The following is a 19,808-nucleotide window of genomic DNA, read 5'->3' on the forward strand; positions in this document are numbered from 1 at the left end:
GATAAAAACCAATAATTTCATTTAAAATGAATACAAAACATAACTATATTGGAATTAACAATTTCACCCGTCGAGCAAAAACCGGTATTAACCGTATTATTTACATGCGTTATTGAAACAAATAAAAATAGTAATAATTTTCATTCCCATTAACATTGACATATATTCTTACAGTCTCTCAATACTGATGGAAACCCGATGAAAGCGTTGACCACGATGCAGGCTGCCTACTGGGTTGGCAGGCAATCTGAAGCGCCGCTGGGGGGCGTATCTGCCCACCTGTATGCGGAATTTAACTGCAGTGACCTGGACGTCGAACGACTGAGACAGGCCGTTACCGCTCTTTACCTGCATCACCCCATGTTGCGCCTGCGCGTGACGGCGGATGGCCAGCAGACAATCGATGCCAGTGGCCCTCAACATCGCCTGCATCTGGACGATTTTAGCCACGCCGATGCTCCTGATGTTGCCAACCGGCTAGCCCATAAACGCCAAACGAAAAGCAGCCAAAAATTGCCGCTGGAACAGGGTGTCCCCTGCGATATCAGCCTTAGCCTGCTGCCCGGTGGTCACAGCAGACTGCATGTGGATCTGGACATGATTGCCGGTGATGCGATGGGTTTTCGTGTATTGATGGAGGATCTGGCGCGTTTTTATCATCAATGCCCAACAGCACCCGATGACAGCAGTATTCCCTATTTTGATTACCTGGACCGTCACCGTGCCGACACGGCGCTACAGGCACGCCGCGCCCGTGCCCAAGCCTGGTGGCGTGAACGTCTGACTCAGTTACCGCCCGCACCGCATCTGTTGCGCACGCCGGATCGCTGCCGTAGCGATCGGCTGGCGCTGCAACTGAGCGCAAGAGAAACCCAAGCGCTGGAAGAGGCCGCCAAGGCACACCACGTCACGCTGTCATCACTGTTTCTGGCGCTGTTTGCCGTGACCGTCGGCCATGGCTGGAACCTGTCACGCTTCCGGTTGAATGTGCCGCTGTTCCACCGGGAAGCAGAAAACGTCGATAACATCATTGGCGATTTTTCTAATCTGGTGCTTCTCGGCATCACGCTGAATCCGACGGAAAACCTGTCAACGTTCAGCCGCCGCCTGATGGACCAACTGGCGGAACTGATCGCGAACGCCGACTACCCCGGCGTCAGCGTGATGCGCGACCTGTCGCGCCTGCAAGGCAGCATGCAACCTTCGCCGGTGGTGTTTACCGCCGGTTTTGGCATCCAGGGTAAAGCGCTGTTTTCTGATGATGTCACCCGTACCTTTGGTCCGCTGGAATGGGTGATTTCCCAGGGCCCGCAGGTTGCGCTTGATGCCCAGGTCGCGCACGCCAACGGCGGCATTCTGATCAACTGGGATGTGCGTCAGGACGCTTTCCCGGATCGGCTGCTGCCGCAGTTGTTCGCTACCTACGGTGCCTTGTTAAAACGGGCCGCCAACCAGCCGGACAGTTTCAACCAGCCGTTGGCGCAGTGGCTGTCACAATGTTCCGCGCAGGCATTGAGCCGCCAGGCGCCGGTACGCCAACTGTTACACCGGCTGTTAGCGCGCGTCGCGCCGGACACCCAGCTGGGTGATGACGACGACATCAACACCCTGCAGCTACCGCAGGATGGCCTGCTGGCCTTACTGGCCGTGCTTAACAAATATCTGTCGGTGGCGCTGACCCCAGAAGATGTGGCGGCTCACCCTACCCCTACGGCACTTGCCGCCCTGATCTGTGAACGGGCCCCCAATGCCGCTGAAGGTGTGCACATGCTGCTAAAGGTGCTGGCACCCAAAGCTTGATATCGGTTCCGGGTGCGTGGCCTCACGCGCCCTGTTTTCTTTTTCGTTGGTTAGCGACAATAGGGAAATACCATGGAGACACCATTAAGCACGCTGCAGCAGGCTTACCTGCTCGGGCGCAGCGAACAATGGCCGCTAGGCGGCGTGGCAATGCACGACTTTCGCGAATATCGCGGTCTGCAGTTGGACGTGGCGCGGTTGGAAAACCGACTGAGTGAACTGGTGCAGCACTATCCGGCGCTGCGCACCTGTATCGATCCTCACCGTTTCACCCAGCATGTACGACAGGAAGCCACGCTAAACCTGGATCGTCACGATCTGCGTGAGTGCGATCATGAGGTTGCACAACAACGGCTGGCAGCCCTGCGCGATCAATACTCGCACCAGCGGCACGATCCTACGCAGCCTTTGTGGCGTATCGCCGTCATTCAATTGCCAGAGATGCAGGACGCCCATCACGACAGCGTGGTTTTCACCAGCTTCGACGCGCTGATCCTCGACGGCCAGGGCATTTCTACCGTGATTGCCCGGTTATTTGACGACACCCCGCTGCGACCCGTCGCCCCCCCGGCACCACCCGCCGCCGCCAGCGCAGAACAGCGCCAGACGGATGCGGCCTATTGGCAGGCCAAGTTGCAGAACGTCACCACGCCGTCGGCGCTACCCTGGCGTACTCCGCTGGCTAATATCAAGTCTTCACGCTACCGCCGCGCCACGTTGACGCTGCCACGCGAAACGTTAAAACAGTTCTCACGCCTGGGCTCTGCCCACGCATTGCTGCGCAACAGCAGCCTGTCGGCACTGATCCTCGATACTCTGGCGCAGTGGACCACCGACGGCGAGTTGTGCGTCGGCGTCCCCGTCGCCTTTCCCGCTGCGGACGGCGCACTCAGCAACGCCTCCACCTTCGTGGCGGTGCGCTATGCGCGTCAGGGTGGCACCTTTGTCAGCCGCGCGCAGGCATTGCAAGACGACGTATTAGGTGCGCTCGATCACCTGACATTTTCCGGTGTTGATTTGGCGCGACAGTTGCTGAACCACAGCCAGGGATCGCCTGCGCTGCCGGTGATCCTCACCAATTGCTTAGGCTGGGAGACGCTGCCAGCCAATGCCCCGGTGCGCTACCATGACGGCGTGACGCAGACACCGCAGGTGGCGATCGATATTCGGCTGACGCAGGACGCCGACAAGAATCTGCTGCTGTGCGTCGACTATGCCGAACAGGCACTGGACGGTGAGCAAGTGCAGGCGATGCTGAGTGCGCTGCAACGTCGGATAACGTTAATGTGCCGGGACGGCGATTTGGAGATCGCCCCAGCGCAATTTATCGATTATCAGCACTATCGCCATAACCACAGCGAGACGGCATTTACCGCCTATCCATACCTGGCGCAGTTGGCTGACCGGCTGTTTAACGATCCACAGCCGCGACCGGCCTTGATCTGCGATCAACAGAGCCTGACATACCCAGAACTTGGCCGGCAAGTCGGCAGCGTAATGGCCAATCTGCAACGGCGTGGCCTGAAACCTGGCAGCGTGCTGGCCTTGTATCTGGCACGCAGCCCAGAGCATGTGACGATCTCCCTCGCCTGTGCACTGCTGGGTATTATTTGGGTGCCGATCGACATCAACTCCCCCCCTGAGCGCACCGCTTATCTGCTGAGCAACTGTCGGCCGGATCTGGTGGTACACCAGGGTGAGCTGGAAACAGAGCACGGGGTGACGCCAGAGGAACTGCTGGCCCCCACGGCAGACGCAGCCAAGCTACCGGACAGCCAGACGCTGGCCGATCGCAGCGCCAGCACCGAGGCCAGTTATTACCTGTATACCTCCGGCACGACCGGCAAACCAAAATGCGTGGTGCTCAACAACCGCGCAACGGCCAACGTCATCGGCCAAACCCTGCAACGCTGGGTGGTTACCGCTGATGACGTGATGATCTCAGTCACGCCGCCGCACCACGATATGTCGATGTTTGATCTGTTCGGTTCGCTCAGCGCCGGGGCGACGCTGGTACTACCGGCACCGCATCAGGAAAAAGACGCCATCAGTTGGAACCAGTTGGTAGAGCGCCATCGCGTTAGCCTGTGGTGTTCGGTGCCCGCCATTTTGGAAATGCTGCTCACCTGCAAAACAGACGACAGCCTGCGCTCACTGCGCTTGGTGGCCCAAGGCGGTGATTACATCAAACCGGCAACGGTGCAGCTGTTACGTGGTTTGCGCCCCGACATCAGCCTGTTCTCACTCGGTGGCCCGACCGAAACCACCATCTGGAGCATCTGGCACCCGATTGCGGAACAGGATACCGGCACCGTGCCTTATGGCCAGCCGTTGCCGGCCAACCAATACTTTATCTGCCATGACGACGGCACCCATTGCCCGGCAGGGGTGGTTGGACGTATTCATACGGCGGGGGTTAATCTGGCATTGGGCTATCTGGAAGACGGCGCTCTAAAGCAACATGACTTTGTCACCCTGGACGGCCCCGACGGGCAATCGCTGCGAGCCTTCCGCACCGGCGATCAGGGTTACTATCGTGCAGACGGCAATATTCTGTTCGCCAGCCGGGTGAACGGTTATGTGAAAATCCGTGGCGTGCGCGTCTCATTACCGGAGATTGAAGACGTGCTGCGCGGGCATGAGGCCATTCTCGATATCGTGGTCGTGGATTACCCAGGCGGCGACAATGCCGAAGCCACGCTGGGGGCGATGTACCTTACCCATGACGGCAAACCGCTGTCGCTAGCGGCCATCCGCGCCTTTTCCACCGGCTATCTGCCTTGCACCCATATTCCAACGCGCTTTATCCACGCCGAAACGCTGCCGCTTTCCGGCAACGGTAAAACGGACCGTCACCGCATCCGGGCGGCGTTCAGCGCTGAGCGTGCAGCACCGGGGCTAAACGCCTGCGCGGCGCCGTTGCCACATGCCCCCGCGGCAAACAGCGGCAAGATTTTGGCTATCTATTTGCAGGCCATCGGTGCAACGCCGCGCCCTGAGTGGGGGGAAGAAACGGCCTTTATCAGCATGGGGCTGAAGCTGCCACATATCCGGCAAGTGGCTACCCAGCTCAATGATGCTTTTGGCACCCGGCTCCCCCCCACGCTGCTCATTCCTTGTAAAAATGCGCGGGAGGTCGCAGCGCTGCTGGCGCGTTAACACCCTTTAAACGTCGTGGCGCAGCATGCTGCGCCCGCTCACAAAGGCAAATCGGGTCGAACGTGTTCGACCCCTACCGGTTGCGCTATTATGCCGGGTTATTCCCCCTCAGGCGGGCACCGCCATCAGTTCACCCACCGCGGTCTCCAACGCCTCTTCCCGCAATGCTCGCAGTAAAAAATCCTGCAGGGCGTTACCGTAGTCAGCAACCCCAATGCCAGGGAACTGCTGCACGTAGATATCAATATCCAGATGTAAATCGTCGGCATCGGTGCGCCCGCGGAAGGTCAGATTAGCGCCGTCACCCGAGCCACCCGCCAATACCTTGCGTGTGCTGTTGCACCCGCTGAAACCCGCAGGATCAAACGGCTGAACGTTGATAAACGGGGAAATAAACAGACGCGAAGCCGGCGTCACGCCACGATCGGCGGCGATCTGCCGCAGGCGATAACCGGCGTGGCTGCGTAGCTCACGCAGCGTCTGCGCCAGGTTGGAAAGAAAATGCCCGAGAGTCTCTTCCACGCGCAGCGACACCAAAAACGGCAGTGTATTGACCGCCAGTGCTGGTGTACTGGTCGCCTTGCTACTACGACGGTTCATTACCGGCATCCACATGGTGCGCGTATCGCCCTTATCGTGCGGTAGCGGCGGTAAGGTAAAGAACAGCCAGGCGGCGGACAGTGCCAGCAGCAAATCGGGCCAGCCGATGCCGCTACGTTCCGATAACCCACGCAGCCGCTGTGAGATCTCGCCCGGCAGCGCCGTGCTGGTGCTCAGACATTTCACGCCATATTCTCTGCCGCCTTTGCGTACCGTGGGTAACGTCTGTGACGGCGGTAAATAACGCTGCCAAAAAAGACGATCCTTAGTGCAGCGTTCAGACGTGGCATAGGCCAGCTCATGACGTTGGAAGGTGTCGAACGCCCCCAATGCTTGCCCTGCCGCACCCTTGCCAAGGAAGTGCGCATACAGCGCGGCACAGCGGTGTTCGATCAGCGCCATGCCGAATCCATCAATCACGATATGGTGCGCACGAACGAACCAGATAAAGCGTGACGGCCCCAGTTTGATTAACCACATTGCCGCCAGCGGCCGATTGCACAGATCCATCGGTTGCCCAATATCCGCCTGGATCAAGCGCATCGCGGATAGGTAGGGATCGGGTTGCTCTTGCAGGTCGATACAATTCAACGCCGGTGCCCAGGAAGGATCATAACGCTGCTGCGGCGGACGGTCGCCAATACCCGCATTAAAGCGCAGTGCAAATGCCTGCGTTTCGGCAAGCGTGAGGGTAATCGCCCGGCACAGCGCTATCTCGTCTACCGCTCCGCGTAATTCAGTGGCGTGGGCGACGGTGGAAAACGGCTGCCCGGGATGCAAAGTAAACTCTTCCCAGAAGTCTAACTGAGCCGGTGTCAGCGGCAGCCATTCTGTAGCCAAAACAGTTTCCGACATGTTACCTACCTTTGATAAGCCATAAACAAATGTTGAAACAACGGAAGCCAAAACCCCGCCGCCGCAGATTGCGTCTAATAACGGCCAATACGGGGTAAATACCGGATACGGCCTGCCGCCCTATACACAGGCAACCTGGCGTGATCCTTTTTATTGTGGTTTGCGTGCTTGCCCCCCTGGCGCACGTAAAACGGGACGGCGCATCCGCCTTTTGCAAGGCCATGACAACGCACAGAAGATGTTTCGGTTCGGTTACAAATGAAAATGATAATAACACTTATTATCATTTTCATGAATATAGAACAACCTGTTCATACTGTAAATTTGCCTGACCGGGAAGGCTCTATACCGAAAAGCGCTGTTGAGGATGCTGTGACAAAAACAACAATCGACAGCTAGCTCCCATATTCGCGATCAATCACTTATATTTAAATTGAGGGCTGCCTGAATGCCACAGCGGCGGCAGTGTCCTCGATTAACCTGAGGGAGCCATCCATTTTATGCATTTTAAACAAAGCACTGTGGGTCTGTTATTGGCGGGAACCGGTTTGTTGGCGGCGGGCAGCGCACTGGCCGCCACGGATACTCTGGTCTATTGCACCGTGGCCTCACCCGAATCATTCAACCCGCAGCTTTCCAGCTCTGGGACCACCTTTATCGCGACGTCGCAGGTGTTGTACAACCGCCTGCTGACGTTGCGTGAAAGCGATAAAACTCCGGCGCCTTCACTGGCGACCGAGTGGACCATCAGCCCGGATGGCAAAACCTACACCTTTACGCTGCGTAAAGGCGTGAAATTCAACAGCAACAAGTTCTTCACCCCCACGCGTGACTTCAACGCCGAGGACGTCGTGTTCACCGTGATGCGTCAAAAAGACCCCAATAATCCGTATCACAAGGTATCCGGCGGCAACTACGAGTACTTTACCGACACCGGGCTGGACACGTTGATCACCAAGGTAGAGGCAGTGGATAACGACCACGTGCGCTTTACGCTGAGCCAGCCTAACGCCGCGTTCCTGGCTGACTGGACAATGGATTTTGCGTCGATCCTTTCCGCCGAATATGCCGACGCCATGCTGAAAAAAGGCACGCCGGAAAATGTCGATAACTGGCCTATCGGCACCGGTCCGTTCGCACTGCAACAGTACAAACAGGACTCACTGATCCGCTACATCGCCAACCCCCATTACTGGCAGGGCGAAGTGGCCAGCAAGCACCTGATTTTTTCCATTACACCCAACCCTGAAACCCGGCTGGCCAAGCTGAAAACCAACGAGTGCCAGATCATCCCTGCTCCGCTGGCGGAGCAATTTGACGCCATCAAGAGCGACAAAAACTTGCAGTTGAACAGTATCGACGGCCTGAACGTCGGCTATCTGGCGTTCAATACCCAGAAGAAGCCGTTTGATAACGTGCTGGTGCGCCAGGCGCTGAGCTACGCGGTAGACAAAAAGGCGATTGTGGCTGCGGTATTTAAAGACAGCGGCACACCGGCCTATTCGATATTGCCGCCGGGCATGCTGGGCTATAACGACAAACTGCCTGAATACGCTTACAACCCGGAAAAAGCCCGTGAACTGCTGAAGCAGGCCGGTTTGGAGAAAGGGTTTGAGACCGACATCTGGTCGATGCCGGTGGCGCGACCTTACAACCCTAATTCACGGCGAATTGCCCAGATGATCCAAAACGACTGGGCGAAAGTGGGTGTGAAAGCCAAAATCGTCACCTGGGAGTGGGGCCAGTACCTGGCCGGGCTGCGCAAAGGGGAACAACAGAGCGCCCTGTACGGCTGGATGTCGGATAACGGCGACCCGGATAACTTCGCTACCCTGCTCAACTGCGCTGGCGTGCAAACCGGTGCCAACGCGGCCCGCTGGTGCGACAGCAGCTATGACAAACTGATCCAGCAGGCGATTCAGGTCAGCGTCCCTGCCGAACGCGCCAAGCTTTATCAGCAAGCGCAGGTGATTTTTGCCCAACAGGCTCCGCTGCTGCCACTGGCTAACGGCAAGGTGTTCTACGCCACCCGCAGCAACGTTAGCGGTTATGTGGTTGACGTTAACGGCAGTGACTTTGCCAAAGCCAAGGTAAACTGAGTGTGACTGCCGCGCCGGATGAAATTCGCATCCGGCGCTTTCCTCGCCTGTAACATTTCGTTACTCTCAGCAGCTAGACGATTTAACATCAAAAGGTAACCCGGTGCAGAACTCTTATATGCCAATGCAGATCCGCCTGCACTGGTTGGTGGCGATCCTGCTGGTCGTGACCTGCACAACGATTGAGCTGAGAGGTTTTACCCTGCCAGGCACCCCGTTATGGTACGTGCTGGTCGTGACCCACTTCAGTTGCGGCGTAACGGTCTTTGTCTTGATGATCGCCCGCCTGTTCCTGCGCTGGCGCCACACCAGCCCCGCTATTGCCCCTAAACCGGCAAAATGGCAAACCGGCGCGGCTCATTTGGTGCATAGCCTGATTTACCTCTTACTGCTGACACTGCCGGTTCTGGGTGTCTATTCCCGCTATCTGGGCGGTAAAGAGTGGTTTCTATTCGGTTTGCCAATGCCCTTTGCCGACGTTGCCGACCGCCCGCAGGCGCGGGCTATCATCGGCTGGCACAAGACGCTCGCCTCTTTTGGCTACTGGCTGATTGGGCTGCATGCCGCCGCTGCGCTGTTCCATCACTACATCGTGAAGGACAACGCGCTGGTGCGGATGCTGCCGTGGTTAAATAAGCGCTAACATCAAATGTTAATAAACCGCCCTGCGGCTGATAGACCCTTGGTTAAAGGGCTGTTTATTACAGAGCACCTATTCCAGGTAAGAAAATAATCAAAGCAATAATGACCACATGCATACATATCAATTTAAATAATAAATATCCTCATTAATTAGAGGAAGACCTGATTGCAGGCAAACAGAGCTGACAAATTTACCGTAGAAAAACATAACCCTCTGTAAGAAAATGAGTTATATCAACCCGCCAACTCGACCTTAAATTCAAGATAAAAAATTCTTATATGTCGAGTTGTATCTATTCCAGATTTTGACTAAGGTTATTCATACAACGAATATGCCAGCCAACTGGCCGACAACGTTAAAACAACATTCATTTTATACAGCTTAAAAACGCCAGTTAATTTTCGGGTTAACTCGTCATTTCTCATATTTATATGAGACGACAGAGTGCTGCCTATGACTTTATTAATTAGATCCCACCGACTACACACACAGGAAAGTTAATAAGGCTTTCCATTCATAAAAAGTCAGGAGAAAAGTAATGAAAGTAATGACTGGCATTATTCTACCGACAGTTGCCGCCATCACTATGGTTGGTATGGCACAGGCAGCAGACAGCAAACAACCGGTGACCGGCAAAGAGACGGTCACCCTGGAACACGTCCATGCCGTACAAGAAAATGGCAGCCCTGCACCCAAGCACGATGCCGCCTGTATGAAAGAGCTTTCGATGCCCACATCCAAGTATGTCGGCATGAAAGTCACCAGCGAATACACCGTTAACCCCAGCTCTATGATGATGTCCGCAAAATCTATGCTGCCGTCCCCAATGGCCACGCAACCGATGGAGTTGACGATTGATTTATCGGCACTGGGTCTGGAAGGGGTTTATGCGTTTGGTGCCTTTAAACCTAATGTGTTGCCGCAGGACTATGTTTATTTCACCATCGACAAGGATTTTAAAAACCCCGTCAGCACCTTTATGATTATTAATAAAGGCAAAGAATATAACTGCGTTATTTCCAGCTCAAACAAGGCGATGAGCAAAGAAGAACGTAAGCACCTTATGGTTAAGAAATAGCGTGGGATATTGATGGGTAATAATGGGGGCGTGGGTGGTGTTTACTGTCCAGCCCCCATATTTGTATCTACTGTTATCATCGCTAAACTTTGCCGAGTTTTGATGCAAAATGCTCGCCCTGCTCATTCCCTGTTTACAGGTTCAGTGTATCTTGAAGGCCATATCTCCGCAGGTGACAGATTCAAAGCCTCGCCAATCAATCGCTCACCCTTCGGCCAATGCCGCGCCAGTGCATTGCCCAAAGTAGAGGAAGCCAGTCCCGCCTCTCTGGGCACTGCTGATAACGTTGTTCCCTTCTTCTTTAAAGCAGCAATCACGTCCGCTGGGTGCCAATCACGTTTATCCATCATGCTTAATCCTCCTGGTTATCTGATGACTTAATTATCCCGTTTTGGGATAATTGCAGCAATGGCAGATATTCGATTTTGGGATATCACTCGCGGAAAACGCCATGACTTCAGTTTATTCAACCGAGTATCAATTAGTTATAAAAATACTTCGGGATGCTCGTATAGAAAAAAGCATCACTCAGGCCAAGCTGGCCGAGGCGCTGGGCCGCCCGCAGTCCTTTGTCGCCAAGGTTGAGAACGGCGAACGCAAGCTGGATGTGGTGGAGTTTGCTCTTATCTCCAGGCTGCTTGGGGTGGATGCTGGAGCGGTTATGGAACGGATTGGTGGGCGAATTCATTTGTTGTAAACGCGTAATCGAACCTACGACTTTTGCATTATGAGATTAAAAAGATCAATTTCAGCATATCTCACTACATATCACAAAAATCAATATAATCATTTGATAAAAATTGGTTAATGAAAAATCTTCACATATGTAATTCTTGTTAGATAGACATATTACAAAGACCATATAGCCAGCATCACGAAGAGTATCCGCTATTCAGAATAGACTGACCGTTCAAGAAGGTAGTTTTCATCATTGTGAATTAAATGAGCACTAAATCACTGATATTAACCAGACAGTCTTTTGCAACAACACACTTCATATCATCAAAATCCATTGGATTCTCGGTTACTTGGCAAAGGAGGAAAAGAAAGGTAGATTTTATCTTTACGACTGTAATGATATTTCCGCTTTCCGGGCACAAGCGTATCCTCCATCCTACAGAAATAAATATTCTATGGCGGCTAAATTTCGCACTCTCTCAATATATATTAATATTCTGAATGCTGCATGAATGCAAACCCACTTTAAAGAAACCTAAGGATGTACGATAGCTGTAAAAGTCAACCGATATCGTTTTCTCCGGTAATCTCATACCTGCGATCTTCGCTTTGGAAACAGCCTCACTTTGAGGTAGTAACTGTAATACTCACCTCAATAGCTCATAAGGGATCTCATGTTAGTGTTTTATGACCTGCATGAGTGATAAAGTAATCATAGTTGTTTCAACTTTTTGAACAAATCTGGATTTAGGCGCGTGGATAAGAAAATTTCATCTCTCCCTGACTACCCGGCGTTAAAAAAACTAGCGTCTTCATTGTGGCAACAGGACAACACCTATCATGGTGCTGCAGTAATGGTTGGCGCGGGATTCAGCAGAAGTGCTGCCACGTCCGGCGATGCACGTAAGAAACTGCCATTGTGGAATGATTTTTCACAAACACTTACCACAGAGCTAAAATCCTGGAGTAATGATCCACTTCGTCTGGCAGAGGAATACTGTGCTTTTTTCGGTAAACAGGCGCTCCATGATTTGATCAAGAATGAGATAAATGATGTAGCCTGGTGCCCGGGCGAACTCCACCAGAACCTCCTGAAGTTTCCCTGGTCAGAAGTGTTAACAACTAACTGGGATACTCTACTTGAACGCGCCTCCGCCGAGCTTCACAGCCGCGTATACAGTGTTGTCAATAAACAGGGCGATCTTTCTGGCTGCAGATCCCCGCGAATCGTGAAACTTCATGGTACAATAGATGTTACGAGTGAACTGATTTTTACCCAAGAAGATTATCGAAGATATCCGCAATCCTGTGCCGCGTTCGTTAATTTTGCTCGTCAGGTCTTTATCGAAAATGAACTCTGCTTACTGGGCTTCTCCGGCGATGACCCTAATTTTTTACAATGGGCCGGATGGGTAAGAGATAATCTCGCCACACACTCCCGACGTATTTACCTTGTCGGTGCACTGCATCTAAATGGTCCGAAGCGGAAATACCTTGATTCCATCAATGTTGCTCCAATCGATCTTAGCGACCTCGTTGCAGAATTTGACGATCACGACACGAAACATCTTGAAGCAACAAAACTGTTTCTCCGGTTTCTTGAAGATAGTAAACCCGCCCCAACCTGGGAATGGCAACCTACGCAACTGCATCCTAAAACCTTTACTGAAGATGAATATAATAAAAAACAGGATCCAGCATATGGCGCAAAGATGCTGGAAGATCAACTACCGTCACTCAGGCAAGACCGGGAGTCTTATCCCGGCTGGTTGATTTGTCCAGAATACATACGCTGGGAACTGAGAACGCAGATCAATTATCCTTGGCCTCGCCCACAGCATTTACCACTGATGTCTGCAAACAGCCGGGAATCACTCTTGTATGAAATGGTCTGGCGCCTTGAAAAAACATTCGACGTAGCTCCTTCCTGGCTGTCAAAGGAATTACTCAAGGTGTGTGATCCTGCATTCCCCTGTACGCTCAGTAAAAAGCAGCAACTGGAAATTGCACTTTTTCTTTTGAAAAACACTCGCTGGATAATATCTGAAGAAAGTAGCTACGTTTACCAGCTCACCCACACGATCCTCGAAAAAGGGGCAAAATACTGGCCTGAAAGCCACAACGAACTGACCTATCAACAGGCACTTATTGCACGTGATATCTTTGATTATTCAGCACTGGATAAATATGCCGATCAGATTGAAGACCTCAGTGCTGTATGGAAGCTGAGAAAGGCAGCTCTCTTTTCAGAACTGGGAAAGTTTGAACAAGGTGAAAAATACATTGCTGAAGCCCATCGTGAACTTCTTGGTCAATACCGGCACAGTCGAAACTCGTTATATATCCAGTCCCGGTTGGCATGGGTACAGTGGATGCTGCGGACGACAACTTTCTGGTCCACTAAAAATGATTCTGAAACGATTTCAGCGGATCATCAGAGTTCAAAATGCAATCCCTGGGATCATCTTGAAAATCTCCGTAAAAGTATCAACAAGGCGCGTGAAGAACAGCAGAAACAAAAGACTATTGAACCCTCATTCGAAGCTGGATATTACAGAGATAACGCCAACCGGATAACACACAGTAATGAATTGCATCCGCTCCAGTTGTTTGAAGGGCTTTCTGCTACGGTAGGTATCCCACTGCGCTGGCAGCATTCAAGTTTCCTAACAGACGCAGCAGCCAGACTTACAGACCTGGAGGAGATGAGTAATCTCCACTGCCTCACACTCGCTATCCGCTCGGCAAACAGCGATAACTGCGATGTCATAAATAGCGTTTTTTCCAGGATCAAAATTGCATGCTTGCCACAGACGGATGTGGATACCTTACTCAGCCGGTGTAAACCGGCTATTGATTACTGGGTGGCAAAGCTGGCCAGAGACCCCGAGAATGGTCGTGGTTATGCTCTGGGCCGGTTACGCGTGTTTATTGAGGTCCTGGCGCGAATTTCCGTACGAACAACACCTGAACAGGCAATCACGCATTTTCAGCTTGCCTGTTCGTTGTGTAATAATTCCGAGCTCCAGCATGCTTGGCTCAGCGATGCGCTGCGCCATTTGGCAGAGTTTTCCCTTGAAAGCATCCCAGAAAACCAGCAATTCCGCATTCTTTCTGATGCATTAAGCGTTCCGCTTACGTCTGAAACTAATAACAGTGACCAGCGCGAATGGATAAATCCCGTTATTCAATTTCCCGGAGAGCGATCGCAGAATTCGGCAATCGATCGCCGGATAGATGCCATTATTGACCAGATTGTACCTAATACCCCAAAAAGCGGGCCCGCACTGGAACGCTTGCTCCCGCTGATATCAAAGGGCTTTCTGACGAAAGATGAACTGGGAAAAATCCAGAAACGAGTATGGGGTGATAAACCTGATATCACGGTTTTACCGGCAACGGGATTATTTACTTATGTATTGCTTGAGATTCCTTCCCCGGCCCCGAATGTCGTAAGAAAGCTCGTTAGAAAATATCTCTTTGATGCAGAGGGTGACAGCTTGTTCAATCAAACCCGTCTTGCAAATATTATTAATGTAGCGCTGGATGAAAGGGCAAAGGAATTGCCTGAGCCAGAGCAGGCAAGTGATTTCTTCAACCGAATGGTAATGTGGCGAGCGCAAAGGGAAAAGAAAGATGTTCTGGGGTTCTCACAGCATGAAAACGAACAATGCGCAAATATGATTGGCAAAGCACTCGCCCGCTCGATCGTACCGTCTCTGCCTCAGTCGGCGCTTACAGAGATGAACTTTAAGAGAATTTATGATTTCTTTAAAGAATACAATATCCCGGTATTACTTGTTGCACTACCACGTTTTGTTTGTGAAGGCACAGTCCCTCCATCAAGTCTGGAAAAAATTCTCCGCAGGGAATTACAAACAAAAGATTCTAATACAATCGCGTATGCCGCATATGCTTTACTAGCTTGGCGAGAGCAAACGCAGTCACCCATAATCGAAAACCTGATAGCTCGTTTTATCATGGTTGTTGAGTCGGGTCGGATGACCGGACTCCAGTCGCTTATCTGGACAGCAAATGAGATGTACTGTAAAGGTTTTCTGGACGCAGATAGCAATGCATCGTTAATTGATACCTTACCTATTATTTTTGATAACGCGGCATACAGTAATATTGTCCCTTTCAGCAGAGAATCAGTCAGTGTCTCATTTGTCCGTGCCGCATGTGTCAGACTTGCGGGAGAAATTCTACGTCGCAGTGATCGTCAGCATGCTGAATTAAAACGTATCGTAGAGGAATCTGTGGAGGATGCACTGCCGGAAGTCAGATATGCATATGTAACATATGTACCGACTTAGATCTTAATCACAAAGTTTCCAGCTCGTGGCTGGATGGAATGATTCAGCCTCAGGGGACATTGTGGATTTGAGTTGATCCCTAATTTTTGCGCCCACCTCTAGCGCAAAGCCGACCGTTAGATTCGGTTTCGCTTAAGCCAGCAACACTACAAACTAAGATATATTAGTATCGGTCTTCAAACGTTTTGATATCCCTCAAATGCAAAAAGGGCGCAGCATGCTGCGCCCCTACCGTAATCTAAACGCCGTACTAAAAGTTAACTGCGAACCAAATCGTCGCCATAGCCGATCCACTTATAGGTGGTCAGTGCGTCCAGGCCCATTGGGCCGCGGGCATGCAGTTTCTGGGTGCTGACGGCCACTTCTGCGCCCAGGCCAAACTGGCCGCCGTCGGTGAAGCGGGTGCTGGCGTTGACGTATACCGCGCTGGAGTCCACCGCACGCACAAAGTGCTCGGCGCTGCTCAGTGAGCGGGTAAGGATCGCGTCGGAGTGGCTGGTGCCGTGGGTACGGATATGGTCGATGGCCTGATCGATGTCATCCACCAGCGCCACGTTCAGGTCCAGCGACAGCCATTCGTCGTCATAATCCTCCGCCGCTACCGCCACCACCGTTGCCGGGCCGTCTTGCAACAGCGGCATCGCGTTCTCTGCGGCATGCAGAGTGACGCCAACTGCAGCCATTCGGGTGCTCAGCGCAGGCAGGAACTCAGCAGCGATATTACGGTTCACCAGCAACGTCTCCAGCGAGTTACAGGCGCTTGGACGTTGGATTTTGGCATTCTCGATGACCGTCAACGCCTTGTCGAAATCAACGCTGTCGTCAACGTAAGTGTGGCAAACACCGATACCACCGGTGATCACCGGAATGGTCGACTGTTCGCGGCACAGCTTGTGCAGGCCAGCACCACCGCGTGGGATCAGCATATCAACGTAGCGATCCAGACGCAGCAGCTCATTCACCAGTGCGCGATCCGGGCTTTCAATCGCCTGCACCGCTGCAGCCGGCAGGCCGCACTGTTCCAGCGCCTGCTGGATCACTTTCACCGTCGCCTGGTTGGTGTGGTGCGTTTCTTTGCCGCCACGCAGGATAACCGCGTTGCCGGTTTTCAGGCACAGGCTGGCGACGTCGATGGTGACGTTCGGCCGCGCTTCATAAATCACGCCAATCACGCCGAGTGGCACACGGCGGCGCTCCAGCTTCAGCCCGCTGTCCAGCAGGCTGCCGTCCAATACGTGGCCGACCGGGTCGTTCAAACGGCACACCTGGCGCACGTCGTTGGCGATCGCTGCCAGCCGCGCCGGGGTCAGCAACAGGCGATCGAGCAGCGCTTCGGTCATCCCGCTGGCGCGTGCCTGTGCCATGTCCTGTTCATTAGCCTGTAAAATCACTTCGCTTTCGGCTTCCAGTCTGTCGGCAATCACCGACAACACCTGATTTTTCTTCGCCGTGCTCAGCACCGCCAGTTGCCAGGAAGCCTGTTTGGCGGCCTTCCCCATTTGCTCTAGCATGCTCACTCCTTAACTGACTATCATATCGTCGCGGTGCACTGCCACCGGGCCGTATTCATAACCGAGAATTTCGCTGATTTCCTGTGAGTGATGCCCGGCAATCATGCGCATCGCGTCGCTGTTGTAGCGGCTGACGCCGTGCGCCAGATCGCGCCCCGCCAGGTTGCGAATGCGGATCACTTCACCACGGGAGAAATCGCCTTTAACTTCGCGGATGCCCTTCGGCAGCAGCGAACTGCCACGCGCCATAATGGCGTCGACGGCACCGTCGTCTACGGTGATCTCGCCGGCCGGTGGTGCACCAAAGATCCAACGTTTGCGGTTTTCCAGCGGGGTTTCCAGCGCATGGAAACGCGTGCCCACCGGTTTGCCTTCAATCACGTCGCCCACGACGCCTGGCTTGCTGCCGGCGGCGATGATCACGTCGATACCGGCGCGGCAGGCCACGTCAGCGGCTTGCAGTTTGGTCCCCATACCGCCGGTACCCAGGCCGGAAACACTGTCGCCAGCGATGGCGCGCAGTGCGTCGTCGATGCCGTGCACTTCACGGATGAGCTCCGCCTGCGGGTTGTTACGTGGGTCTGCGGTGTATAACCCCTGCTGATCGGTCAGCAACAACAGCTTATCGGCCCCGGCGAGGATCGCCGCCAGTGCCGACAGATTATCGTTGTCGCCCACCTTGATTTCTGCGGTCGCGACCGCGTCATTCTCATTGATTACCGGCACGATACGGTTGTCCAGCAGCGCCGTCATGGTGTCGCGTGCGTTGAGGAAGCGTTCACGGTCTTCCAGATCGGCACGCGTCAGCAGCATCTGCCCGACGTGGATACCGTAAATGGAAAACAGTTGTTCCCACAGTTGGATCAACCGGCTCTGCCCAACCGCCGCCAGCAGCTGCTTAGAGGCGATGGTGGCGGGGAGTTCGGGGTAACCCAAATGCTCGCGCCCGGCGGCAATCGCGCCGGAAGTCACGATAACGATGCGGTGACCCGCTGCATGCTGTTGTGCGCACTGGCGTACCAGTTCGACAATATGGGCACGGTTAAGACGCAGCGATCCGCCGGTCAACACGCTGGTGCCCAATTTCACAACCAGTGTCTGGCTGCCGTTCATAGTGTTTCTGCCGTATAAGATGAGAAGAATAATACTAGGGACTTTGTAACAGGAGAGACGCGTTATGCCAACAGGCACAACGCGAAATCAGCAGAATACTTGTGGTCAAACGGGGTCAGGCGGAAAGTTTAATCAGTTTTTCTTTGAAATCAGCGGCGGGCTCTAACGTCAGTTCCATTGTGTTCAGCAGTTCGCCCAGGCGGCGGTGGAAATCACGCAGGGTAGTTTCCAGCTTGGTTTTGACTTCAGTATCTTTAATCTTTTCCGGCGTCCAATGCCCTTCTTTATCAAACAGGCCGAACTGATAGGCGTAGGTGAAGCGCGTATCTTCAGCATGCAGTTCGATCCACCAGCCCCAGAACTCGCGTTTCTCTGGTGCGGGCTTAACATTGACGCAAACGGCTAAACAATCAAAGAAAAAACGGTCGTTCTCACACTGCCCTTCACGCAGATACGGCCCCAAGCTGGCGAAACGTTTCATTAGTCGGCTTTTAGGGTGACCACTCGGTAACGTCATTCTTTAACCTCCTCAATGTAGACCACTCTTTTTAACAAATTGTTAAAATTTAGCAACTATTTAACGCATTTTATCTTTCATCCAATGTGTCATCTGTAGCAATGCCTTGTGGAAACTGCTGTAGACAGGCGCGCGCGGTATGGCGATCAGCTTGCCGTCCATAGAAGACGACGCGATCAGTTGCGCTTCCTCTTTCGGGCTGAGGGGATCTTGATCCCAGTAACCGGCCAACATCGGCGTCGGACAGCGGCGGCCCAACAATCCCTGGGTTTTCAGCGAATAACTGTTCAGCTCAATCTTCAACACGTTATCCGACGCGTTGGCCATGCCCATGCGGCTGGCCAGCACGTCCATATACATATCCGGCACGTGTCGCTGCGTGTTGATGTCGCACAACAAGCGGTGCACCACCGGCCCCAGACAAGCCACACCCCGCAGCCGCTGCGGCTCCAGGTAGGCAAGACGGACGGCGACGTTGGCGCCGAAACGGAAGCCAAACGCCGTCACCCGCTGATGATCAACCCACGGCACCGAGGCCAGTTGAGTGAGCACCTGCTGGTGCAGGAAGCTGGAATCTTGCGTGAGTTTCCACTTATAAGAAGAACCGATAGAAGGCATATCAATGGTCAGCATGGCAATGCCATGCGGTGCCAGATAGTCGCGGAAAAAGCGGTGATAATCGGTCTGTAACGTGTCCAAACTGCCGCACATCAGTACCGTTGGGAACGGCGCTTCGCCTTTCTCTGGCATATGCAGGAACCCGGTGATACTGCTGCCGCCCTCAATGCGGAACTCCAGCTCTTTCAACTGGTACGGCAGTAACAGCGCGGCCTCTTCGTAGGCCCGACAGGACAGCGCTTCAGCCTGTTCGGCCAGCTCATCCCCTTTCAGGTGCGGGTAACCGGCGATGCTGTAAAAATTGGCGGCGTTCAGCCAGTGCTGCCCACCGATCAGGGGATCTTGCTGTTCCAGCGCGCTCTGCTGCCAGCGCATGCCCTGGTGTACCCACTCGTAGATCCAGTTGCCGTTACGGTAACCGACCACGGTATCGAGCCACTTGTCGTTGGTGTGTTCCACATCTGCGACCGCAATGCGCGCCAGCACTTCGTTGATCTCGATCGGATCGACACCGCGCCAGGTCCACAGTAGGGGGTTAAGCATGCGATACCAGTTACTGACGGTATTGCCTTCTAGCGTGGAATGCAGCTCTGCACTGACTTTGTTGCGCGCACGCATGACCAGTGTCGAGGTCTCTGGGTGCTTAAATGAGGGTTTAAACAGGATTTCAGAAAGGTTGGCCTGTGCCATGGTAACAACAGCCTCCGTAAATCTGGCCGTAGGCCGCAAACAGCCTACTAATTAACTCGAGGTAGTGTACCGAACTCTGGCGCGATATACCCGTCATACTTGAAGCGACATCTGTGCCGGCCCCGCTCGCT

13 protein-coding genes are annotated in these 19,808 nt (G+C 53.4%); 7 read left to right on the plus strand and 6 right to left on the minus strand.

Features of this window, described 5'->3' with window-relative positions; genetic code table 11:
• Positions 1-198: 198 nt before the first annotated feature.
• A complete protein-coding gene (locus tag ACI2J2_RS13240) occupies positions 199-1,800 on the plus strand; it encodes a condensation domain-containing protein (RefSeq protein ID WP_404760212.1) in 1,602 nt (533 codons plus the stop codon).
• Positions 1,801-1,872: 72 nt separating this feature from the next.
• A complete protein-coding gene (locus tag ACI2J2_RS13245; protein WP_404760213.1) occupies positions 1,873-4,959 on the plus strand; it encodes an amino acid adenylation domain-containing protein in 3,087 nt (1,028 codons plus the stop codon).
• 108 nt (positions 4,960-5,067) lie between these two features.
• Here the strand turns inward: ACI2J2_RS13245 and ACI2J2_RS13250 are convergent, their stop codons facing one another.
• Positions 5,068-6,414 (minus strand): condensation domain-containing protein, encoded by a 1,347-nt coding sequence (locus ACI2J2_RS13250; protein WP_209636733.1) that lies wholly within the window; start codon positions 6,412-6,414, stop codon positions 5,068-5,070.
• A gap of 500 nt (positions 6,415-6,914) precedes the next feature.
• Between ACI2J2_RS13250 and ACI2J2_RS13255 the strand changes: the two genes are divergently transcribed.
• The 3 genes from ACI2J2_RS13255 (at position 6,915) to ACI2J2_RS13265 (ending at position 10,234) form a co-directional block, all read left to right on the plus strand.
• Positions 6,915-8,513: an ABC transporter substrate-binding protein gene (locus ACI2J2_RS13255; protein WP_265554731.1), complete on the plus strand. Its 1,599-nt coding sequence runs from the start codon at positions 6,915-6,917 to the stop codon at positions 8,511-8,513.
• Positions 8,514-8,631: 118 nt separating this feature from the next.
• Positions 8,632-9,156 (plus strand): cytochrome b561, encoded by a 525-nt coding sequence (gene cybB / locus ACI2J2_RS13260; protein WP_209636924.1) that lies wholly within the window; start codon positions 8,632-8,634, stop codon positions 9,154-9,156.
• A gap of 538 nt (positions 9,157-9,694) precedes the next feature.
• Entirely contained in the window at positions 9,695-10,234 is a 540-nt protein-coding gene (locus tag ACI2J2_RS13265) for a hypothetical protein (RefSeq protein WP_404760214.1), read from the plus strand.
• Positions 10,235-10,356: 122 nt separating this feature from the next.
• Here ACI2J2_RS13265 and ACI2J2_RS13270 read toward each other — a convergent pair whose 3' ends face one another.
• Entirely contained in the window at positions 10,357-10,581 is a 225-nt protein-coding gene (locus ACI2J2_RS13270) for a helix-turn-helix domain-containing protein (protein ID WP_404760297.1), read from the minus strand.
• A gap of 104 nt (positions 10,582-10,685) precedes the next feature.
• On the opposite strand from ACI2J2_RS13270, the gene ACI2J2_RS13275 reads away from it, so the two are divergent.
• On the plus strand, positions 10,686-10,931 hold the full coding sequence (locus ACI2J2_RS13275; protein ID WP_404760215.1) for a helix-turn-helix domain-containing protein: 246 nt from the start codon (positions 10,686-10,688) through the stop codon (positions 10,929-10,931).
• Between the two features lie 736 nt (positions 10,932-11,667).
• Positions 11,668-15,228 (plus strand): SIR2 family protein, encoded by a 3,561-nt coding sequence (locus ACI2J2_RS13280; RefSeq protein ID WP_404760216.1) that lies wholly within the window; start codon positions 11,668-11,670, stop codon positions 15,226-15,228.
• A gap of 257 nt (positions 15,229-15,485) precedes the next feature.
• On the opposite strand, the gene proA is transcribed toward ACI2J2_RS13280, so the two are convergent.
• The 4 genes from proA to frsA all read right to left on the minus strand — a co-directional run bounded on the left by proA (position 15,486) and on the right by frsA (position 19,677).
• Positions 15,486-16,739: a glutamate-5-semialdehyde dehydrogenase gene (gene proA / locus ACI2J2_RS13285; RefSeq protein ID WP_209636743.1), complete on the minus strand. Its 1,254-nt coding sequence runs from the start codon at positions 16,737-16,739 to the stop codon at positions 15,486-15,488.
• Between the two features lie 9 nt (positions 16,740-16,748).
• Positions 16,749-17,852: a glutamate 5-kinase gene (proB, locus tag ACI2J2_RS13290; protein ID WP_182824943.1), complete on the minus strand. Its 1,104-nt coding sequence runs from the start codon at positions 17,850-17,852 to the stop codon at positions 16,749-16,751.
• A 115-nt stretch (positions 17,853-17,967) separates the two neighbouring features.
• On the minus strand, positions 17,968-18,369 hold the full coding sequence (gene crl / locus ACI2J2_RS13295; RefSeq protein ID WP_209636745.1) for a sigma factor-binding protein Crl: 402 nt from the start codon (positions 18,367-18,369) through the stop codon (positions 17,968-17,970).
• A 60-nt stretch (positions 18,370-18,429) separates the two neighbouring features.
• Positions 18,430-19,677 (minus strand): esterase FrsA, encoded by a 1,248-nt coding sequence (gene frsA / locus ACI2J2_RS13300; RefSeq protein ID WP_209636748.1) that lies wholly within the window; start codon positions 19,675-19,677, stop codon positions 18,430-18,432.
• Positions 19,678-19,808 lie beyond the last annotated feature (131 nt).

Source organism: Serratia sp. NPDC087055, from assembly GCF_044900985.1.
Classification (GTDB): Bacteria; Pseudomonadota; Gammaproteobacteria; order Enterobacterales; family Enterobacteriaceae; genus Serratia.